This is a genomic window from Streptococcus sp. 2106, from assembly GCF_013277315.1.
Taxonomy (GTDB): Bacteria; Bacillota; Bacilli; order Lactobacillales; family Streptococcaceae; genus Streptococcus; species Streptococcus pseudopneumoniae.
This window is the reverse complement of the sequence record NZ_VMMS01000132.1, coordinates 1-7,603: the sequence shown is the minus strand read 5'-3', so window position 1 is coordinate 7,603 and position 7,603 is coordinate 1. Positions and strand designations below refer to the sequence as shown.

Here is a 7,603-nt window from a genome sequence, read left to right as displayed (position 1 = left end):
GATTTTAGTCCAGTATAAAGTGAGACAAGTAGAAACGGAAGAAGCTATATACTTCATAACTGTGAAAGAAGTATCATCTTCAGAAGAAGTATTTTCAAACATCATTGCAAATGGAGCTGCTACGGGGTTCGGAGTTCGTGAAGAAGAAGTGAAGAAATTCAATAATGGTTTAGGAGACACCATAGAGGACTCTAAGCATAATAAACTAATTGAAATAGAATTTTTTACTTTTTCTGATGATGGCGCGGGATTTGTGGTAGCAAACTTTGACTACGGTAAAGAAGAGTTGAATTCTCAGAAAAAAGATATAAAAGAATTATATAAAAAAATATATGAATCTTTTAAAGAAAAGAATAAATGATTGTATTATAATCCTTGTATTTTGCTATGGTTTGTTAATTGATTTTTGCATATCTTACTTCAACATACTATAAAATAAAACATAAGAAAACGAGTATCTCCAACTACGGAAATACTCGCTTTTTGATATTTAGAAGTGTTTTTTGCTTTGCTTCTTTTGTTTCGATTAACGCATGGTTACAAATTCTTCAGATGAAGTTGGGTGAATCGCTACAGTTGCGTCAAAGTCAGCCTTGGTTGCTCCCATTTTGATAGCAACGGCAAATCCCTGAATCATTTCATCAACGCCGTAGCCAATTCCATGAAGTCCGACAACTTTTTCTTCTGAACCAGCTGTTATGAGTTTGAAACGGGATTCTTGACGGTTGCGAGTGCAAGCAGAGTACATAGATGCAAAGCTTGATTTGTAAACCTTGATTTGGTCTTGACCGTATTCTTTAATAGCTTGCTCTTCTGTCAAACCAACAGTTCCGATAGCAGGGTGTGAAAAGACAACAGTTGGAATAGTTGAGTAATCCATTTTTGCAGTAGTTTTTCCGTTAAAGAGACGTTCAGATAAAGTACGTCCAGCCTTGATAGCAACTGGAGTCAGTTCTTTTTCACCTGTTACATCACCTAGAGCATAGATTCCCTCAACAACAGTATTTTGGTATTCATCCACTTGGATAAAGCCACGTTCGTTCAGAGTGACTCCAGCTTTTTCAAGTTGCAATCCCTTAACGTTTGGACGGCGGCCTGTAGCCCAGATAACTTGGCTAGCTGTGTGACTAGTACCATCTTCGAAATGAATGGTAATGCCGTCAGCAGTTTTTTCTAACTTGGCAGGGACTTTGTGAGTATGAAGTGGTAAGTTTGTTCTTTCCATTTCCTTGACCAAACCTTCAACGATGTAGGAATCAAAACCACGTAAAGGACGATCGCGGCGAACAAAGAGGTCTGTCTTGACACCAAAAGTGTGGAGTACGCCAGCCAATTCAACGGCAATATAACCCGCGCCTAGAATAGCAACTGACTCTGGAAGTTCTTCCCAGGCAAATACATCATCAGAAGAGCCACCTAGCTCAGCACCAGGAATATTAGGAATACTTGGATGGGCACCAGTAGCAATCACGATATGTTTAGCACGAATCAGTTCACCATTTACGCTGACAGTATGAGAATCTACAAATTCAGCATGACCTTCAATCAAGTCTACACCGTTGCGTTTAAAACTACCATCATAAGAAGAACGAGCACGATCAATGTAGGCTTCACGATTGCGACGTAGGGTTGCAAAGTCAAAGTTAAGATCAGTAGTCTTAAGACCGTAGTCTTCTCCAAATTGATGGAAAGTCTCAGCGATTTGCGCCCCGTACCACATGATTTTTTTAGGAACGCAGCCGACGTTGACGCAAGTTCCACCTAGTTTCTTTTCTTCAATAACGGCCGCTTTGGCTCCATGTTCACCAGCACGGTTCATGGTGGCAATTCCTCCGCTACCTCCACCGATAGCGATGATATCGTATTCTCTCATTGAAAACTCCTTTGTACTCTTTTAAATAGTAGAGTGTCATTTTTTGATAGTCATATTCTATCTTTTTTTTGATGTGATTGCAAAAATCTGCTACGCACAAAAAATTGCAAAAAAGCTTGCCAAATAAGTCAAGATAGTGTATCATATAACTAGTACAGAAAAAGGAGGATTTCCGAACGATTGTTTAATCCTGAACTGTCATTATTTCCATCTGAACTGCATTGTTTGCTGGAGGGAAATTTGGTATAATAGCAAAGTATTGTAAAAAAGAAAAGGAGTTTCATTATGAAGAAAAAGAATGGTAAAGCTAAAAAGTGGCAACTGTATGCAGCCATCGGTGCTGCGAGTGTAGTTGTATTGGGGGCTGGGGGCATCTTGCTCTTTAGACAACCCTCGCAAACTGATGTTAAGGATGAAACGCCACATCTAGTAGTGGCAAAAGAGGGAACTGTTGCTTCGTCGGTTTTATTATCAGGAACAGTAACGGCAAAAAATGAACAATACGTTTATTTTGATGCTAGCAAGGGAGATTTAGATGAAATCCTTGTTTCTGTGGGGGATAAGGTCAGCGAAGGGCAGGCTTTAGTCAAGTACAGTAGTTCAGAAGCGCAGGCGGCCTATGATTCAGCGAGTCGAGCAGTAGCTAAGGCAGATCGTCATATCAATGAACTCAATCAAGCACGAAATGAAGCCGCTTCAGCTCCGGCTCCTCAAGCCTCTGCGCCAGCAGGAGGAGAAGATGCAACGGTGCAAAGTCCAACTCTAGTGGCTGGAAATTCTGTTGCTTCTATTGACGCTCAATTGGGTGATGCCCGTGATGCGCGTGCAGATGCTGCAGCGCAATTAAGCAAGGCTCAAAGTCAATTGGATGCAACAACTGTTCTCAGTACCCTAGAGGGAACTGTAGTCGAAGTCAATAGCAATGTTTCTAAATCTCCAACAGGGGCGAGTCAAGTTATGGTTCATATTGTCAGCAATGAAAATTTACAAGTCAAGGGAGAATTGTCTGAGTACAATCTAGCCAACCTTTCTGTAGGTCAAGAAGTAAGCTTTACTTCTAAAGTATATCCTGATAAAAAATGGACTGGGAAATTAAGCTATATTTCTGACTATCCTAAAAACAATGGTGAAGCAGCTAGTCCAGCAGCTGGGGCTAATACAGGTTCTAAATACCCTTATACTATTGATGTGACAGGCGAAGTTGGTGATTTGAAACAAGGTTTTTCTGTCAACATTGAGGTTAAAAGCAAAACCAAGGCTATTCTTGTTCCTGTCAGCAGTCTAGTAATGGATGATAGTAAAAATTATGTCTGGATTGTGGATGAACAACAAAAGGCTAAAAAAGTTGAGGTTTCATTGGGAAATGCTGACGCAGAAAATCAAGAAATCACTTCAGGTCTGACAAATGGAGTCAAGGTCATCAGTAATCCAACATCTTCCTTGGAAGAAGGAAAAGAGGTGAAGGCTGATGAAGCAACTAATTAGTCTAAAAAATATCTGCAGAAGTTACCGAAATGGTGACCAAGAACTGCAGGTTCTCAAAAATATCAACCTAGAAGTGAATGAGGGTGAGTTTGTTGCCATTATGGGACCATCTGGTTCTGGTAAGTCTACTCTCATGAATACGATTGGCATGTTGGATACACCAACCAGTGGAGAGTATTATCTTGAAGGCCAAGAAGTGGCTGGACTGGGTGAAAAACAATTAGCCAAGGTTCGTAACCAACAAATCGGTTTTGTCTTTCAGCAGTTCTTTCTTCTATCGAAGCTCAATGCTCTGCAAAATGTAGAATTGCCCTTGATTTACGCAGGAGTTTCGTCTTCAAAACGGCGCAAGTTGGCTGAGGAGTATTTAGACAAGGTTGAATTGACAGAACGTAGTCACCATTTGCCTTCGGAATTATCTGGTGGTCAAAAGCAACGTGTGGCTATTGCTCGTGCCTTGGTAAACAATCCTTCTATTATCCTAGCGGACGAACCGACAGGAGCCTTGGATACCAAAACAGGGAATCAAATTATGCAACTATTGGTTGACTTGAACAAAGAAGGAAAAACCATTATCATGGTAACGCATGAGCCTGAGATTGCTGCCTATGCTAAACGTCAGATTATCATTCGAGATGGAGTCATTTCATCTGACAGTGCTCAGTTAGGAAAGGAGGAAAACTAAGATGCAGAATCTGAAATTTGCCTTTTCATCTATCATGGCTCACAAGATGCGTTCTTTGCTTACCATGATTGGGATTATTATCGGTGTTTCATCAGTTGTTGTGATTATGGCTTTGGGAGATTCCCTATCTCGTCAAGTTAATAAAGATATGACCAAATCTCAGAAAAATATTAGCGTCTTCTTCTCTCCTAAAAAAAGTAAAGATGGGTCTTTTACTCAGAAACAATCAGCTTTTACGGTTTCTGGAAAGGAAGAGGAAATTCCTGTTGAACCGCCAAAACCGCAAGAATCCTGGGTCCAAGAGGCAGCCAAACTCAAGGGAGTGGATAGTTACTATGTAACCAATTCAACGAATGCCATCTTGACCTATCAAGATAAAAAGGTTGAGAATGCTAATTTGACAGGTGGAAACAGAACTTACATGGACGCTGTTAAGAATGAAATTATTGCAGGTCGTAGTCTGAGAGAGCAAGATTTCAAAGAGTTTGCAAGTGTCATTTTGCTAGATGAGGAATTGTCCATTAGTTTATTTGAATCTCCTCAAGAGGCTATTAACAAGGTTGTAGAAGTCAATGGATTTAGTTACCGGGTCATTGGGGTTTATACTAGTCCGGAGGCTAAAAAGTCAAAAATATATGGGTTTGGTGGCTTGCCTATTACTACCAATATCTCCCTTGCTGCGAATTTTAATGTAGATGAAATAGCTAGTATTGTTTTTCGAGTGAATGATACCAGTTTAACCCCAACTCTGGGTCCAGAACTGGCACGAAAAATGACAGAGCTTGCAGGCTTACAACAGGGAGAATACCAGGTGGCAGATGAGTCCGTTGTATTTGCAGAAATTCAACAATCGTTTAGTTTTATGACGACGATTATTAGTTCCATCGCAGGGATTTCTCTCTTTGTTGGAGGAACTGGTGTCATGAACATCATGCTGGTTTCGGTGACAGAGCGCACTCGTGAGATTGGTCTTCGTAAGGCTTTGGGCGCAACACGTGCCAATATTTTAATTCAGTTTTTGATTGAATCCATGATTTTGACCTTGTTAGGTGGCTTAATTGGCTTGACAATTGCAAGTGGTTTAACTGCCTTAGCAGGTTTGTTACTGCAAGGTTTAATAGAAGGTATAGAAGTTGGAGTATCAATCCCAGTTGCCCTATTTAGTCTTGCAGTTTCGGCTAGTGTGGGTATGATTTTTGGGGTCTTGCCAGCCAACAAGGCATCGAAACTTGATCCAATTGAAGCCCTTCGTTATGAATAAGATCAACAAGATGGACACTCGTCTATCTTGTTTTTGTATGGATTTCCCTATCGAAAATCCTTAAAAATGTGATATAATGAAGTGTTAGAAAAACAGGTTTCATTTGCCTGGAAAGGAAAAATTATGTCTGAAAAGAATTTTTATATTACAACGCCGATTTACTATCCATCTGGAAAACTGCATATCGGTTCTGCCTACACAACCATTGCTTGTGATGTCCTAGCACGTTACAAACGCCTGATGGGCTACGATGTCTTTTATTTGACAGGTCTTGATGAACATGGTCAGAAGATCCAGCAGAAAGCTGAAGAAGCTGGCATTACACCACAAGCCTATGTTGATGGGATGGCAGTTGGAGTCAAAGAACTCTGGAAATTACTAGATATCTCATACGATAAATTTATCCGTACAACTGATGACTACCATGAAAAAGTTGTCGCACAGGTCTTTGAACGCTTACTTGCTCAAGATGATATCTACTTGGGTGAATACTCTGGTTGGTATTCAGTATCAGACGAAGAATTCTTTACAGAAAGCCAACTGGCAGAAGTTTTCCGTGATGAAGCTGGAAATGTGACTGGTGGTATTGCTCCATCAGGTCACGAGGTTGAATGGGTATCCGAAGAATCATACTTCCTTCGCCTTAGCAAATACCAAGATCGTTTGGTCGAATTTTTCAAGTCCCATCCTGAATTTATCACTCCAGATGGTCGTCTGAATGAAATGCTTCGCAACTTCATCGAGCCAGGTTTAGAGGATTTGGCAGTTTCTCGTACAACCTTTACCTGGGGTGTCCCAGTCCCATCAAATCCTAAGCACGTTGTCTATGTTTGGATTGATGCCCTTCTTAACTATGCGACAGCTCTTGGCTACGGTCAAGACGAACATGGTAACTTTGACAAGTTCTGGAATGGAACAGTCTTCCATATGGTAGGAAAAGACATCCTTCGCTTCCACTCTATCTACTGGCCAATCCTTCTTATGATGTTGGATGTTAAATTACCTGATCGTTTGATTGCCCATGGTTGGTTTGTCATGAAAGACGGAAAAATGTCTAAGTCTAAAGGAAATGTCGTTTACCCTGAAATGTTGGTAGAGCGTTATGGGCTTGACCCACTTCGTTACTACCTCATGCGTAGCCTTCCAGTTGGTTCAGACGGAACCTTCACTCCTGAAGACTATGTCGGCCGTATCAACTATGAATTGGCCAATGACCTTGGGAACCTCCTTAACCGTACGGTCTCTATGATTAACAAGTACTTTGATGGGCAAATTCCAGCCTATGTAGAGGGTGTAACAGAGTTTGACAATGCTCTTGCTGAGGTTGCAGAGCAATCAATCGCCGATTACCATACACACATGGAAGCAGTTGACTATCCACGTGCACTTGAAGCAGTCTGGATCCTTATCTCTCGTACTAACAAATACATCGACGAGACAGCTCCATGGGTCTTGGCTAAGGATGAAGCACTCCGCGATCAATTGGCAAGTGTTATGAGCCACTTGGCAGCCAGCCTTCGTGTTGTAGCTCACTTGATTGAGCCATTTATGATGGAAACCAGTCGTGCAGTCTTGACTCAACTTGGCTTGGAAGAAGTAGCGAGCCTTGAAAACTTGAGCTTGGCTGACTTCCCGGCAGATGAGACTGTAGTTGCCAAAGGAACACCAATCTTCCCACGTTTGGATATGGAAGAAGAAATCGCCTATATCAAGGAACAAATGGAAGGTAACAAGCCAGCTGTCGAAAAAGAATGGAATCCAGACGAAGTCGAACTCAAACTCAACAAGGAAGAAATCAAGTTTGAAGACTTTGACAAGGTCGAAATCCGTGTTGCCGAAGTTAAAGAGGTGTCTAAAGTGGAAAGTTCTGATAAGTTGCTTCAATTCCGCTTGGATGCTGGTGATGGAGAAGATCGTCAAATTCTTTCTGGAATTGCAAAATACTATCCAAATGAACAAGAATTGGTCGGCAAGAAAGTTCAAATTGTTGCCAATCTCAAACCACGTAAAATGATGAAAAAATATGTCAGCCAAGGGATGATTCTCTCAGCTGAACATGATGGACAATTAACCCTTCTTACAGTTGATCCAGCTGTACCAAACGGAAGTGTGATTGGGTAACAATAGACAGGACTAGTTCAGGCTAGTTCTGTTTTTTTATTTATACTCAATGAAAATCAAAGAGCAAACTAGGAAACTAGCCGCAGGTTGCTCAAAACACTGCTTTGAGGTTGTAGATAGAACTGACGAAGTCAGCTCAAAACACTGCTTTGAGGTTGTAGATAGAACTGACGAAGTC

Annotated in this window: 6 protein-coding genes; 5 read left to right on the top strand and 1 reads right to left on the bottom strand. The window is 41.1% G+C overall.

What is annotated here, in order from left to right:
* On the top strand, window positions 1-361 hold a 361-nt coding region (locus HT723_RS10995; protein ID WP_172935197.1), incomplete at its 5' end, for a hypothetical protein.
* A gap of 165 nt (window positions 362-526) precedes the next feature.
* On the opposite strand, the gene gor is transcribed toward HT723_RS10995, so the two are convergent.
* Entirely contained in the window at window positions 527-1,873 is a 1,347-nt protein-coding gene (gor, locus tag HT723_RS10990; protein WP_050261892.1) for a glutathione-disulfide reductase, read from the bottom strand.
* A 285-nt stretch (window positions 1,874-2,158) separates the two neighbouring features.
* On the opposite strand from gor, the gene HT723_RS10985 reads away from it, so the two are divergent.
* The 4 genes from HT723_RS10985 (at window position 2,159) to metG (ending at window position 7,425) form a co-directional block, all read left to right on the top strand.
* Window positions 2,159-3,358 carry an efflux RND transporter periplasmic adaptor subunit gene (locus tag HT723_RS10985; protein ID WP_100104826.1) on the top strand — a complete coding sequence of 400 codons (1,200 nt, stop codon included), beginning with the start codon at window positions 2,159-2,161 and terminating at the stop codon, window positions 3,356-3,358.
* Window positions 3,342-4,043 carry an ABC transporter ATP-binding protein gene (locus HT723_RS10980; RefSeq protein WP_000811473.1) on the top strand — a complete coding sequence of 234 codons (702 nt, stop codon included), beginning with the start codon at window positions 3,342-3,344 and terminating at the stop codon, window positions 4,041-4,043. Before HT723_RS10985 ends, HT723_RS10980 begins: the two co-directional genes overlap by 17 nt.
* Before the next feature lies 1 nt (window position 4,044).
* The gene (locus HT723_RS10975; RefSeq protein WP_001180416.1) at window positions 4,045-5,304 is read left to right on the top strand and encodes an ABC transporter permease; all 1,260 of its coding nucleotides are present in this window, start codon (window positions 4,045-4,047) and stop codon (window positions 5,302-5,304) included.
* Between the two features lie 123 nt (window positions 5,305-5,427).
* Window positions 5,428-7,425: a methionine--tRNA ligase gene (gene metG / locus HT723_RS10970; protein WP_100104825.1), complete on the top strand. Its 1,998-nt coding sequence runs from the start codon at window positions 5,428-5,430 to the stop codon at window positions 7,423-7,425.
* Window positions 7,426-7,603: the final 178 nt, after the last annotated feature.

Bases quoted from the DNA above. Each gene is read 5' to 3' on its own strand.
- gor (WP_050261892.1), bottom strand. From the start codon at position 1,873: ATGAGAGAATACGATATCATCGCTATCGGTGGAGGTAGCGGAGGAATT.
- HT723_RS10985 (WP_100104826.1), top strand. From the start codon at position 2,159: ATGAAGAAAAAGAATGGTAAAGCTAAAAAGTGGCAACTGTATGCAGCC.
- HT723_RS10980 (WP_000811473.1), top strand. From the start codon at position 3,342: ATGAAGCAACTAATTAGTCTAAAAAATATCTGCAGAAGTTACCGAAAT.
- HT723_RS10975 (WP_001180416.1), top strand. From the start codon at position 4,045: ATGCAGAATCTGAAATTTGCCTTTTCATCTATCATGGCTCACAAGATG.
- metG (WP_100104825.1), top strand. From the start codon at position 5,428: ATGTCTGAAAAGAATTTTTATATTACAACGCCGATTTACTATCCATCT.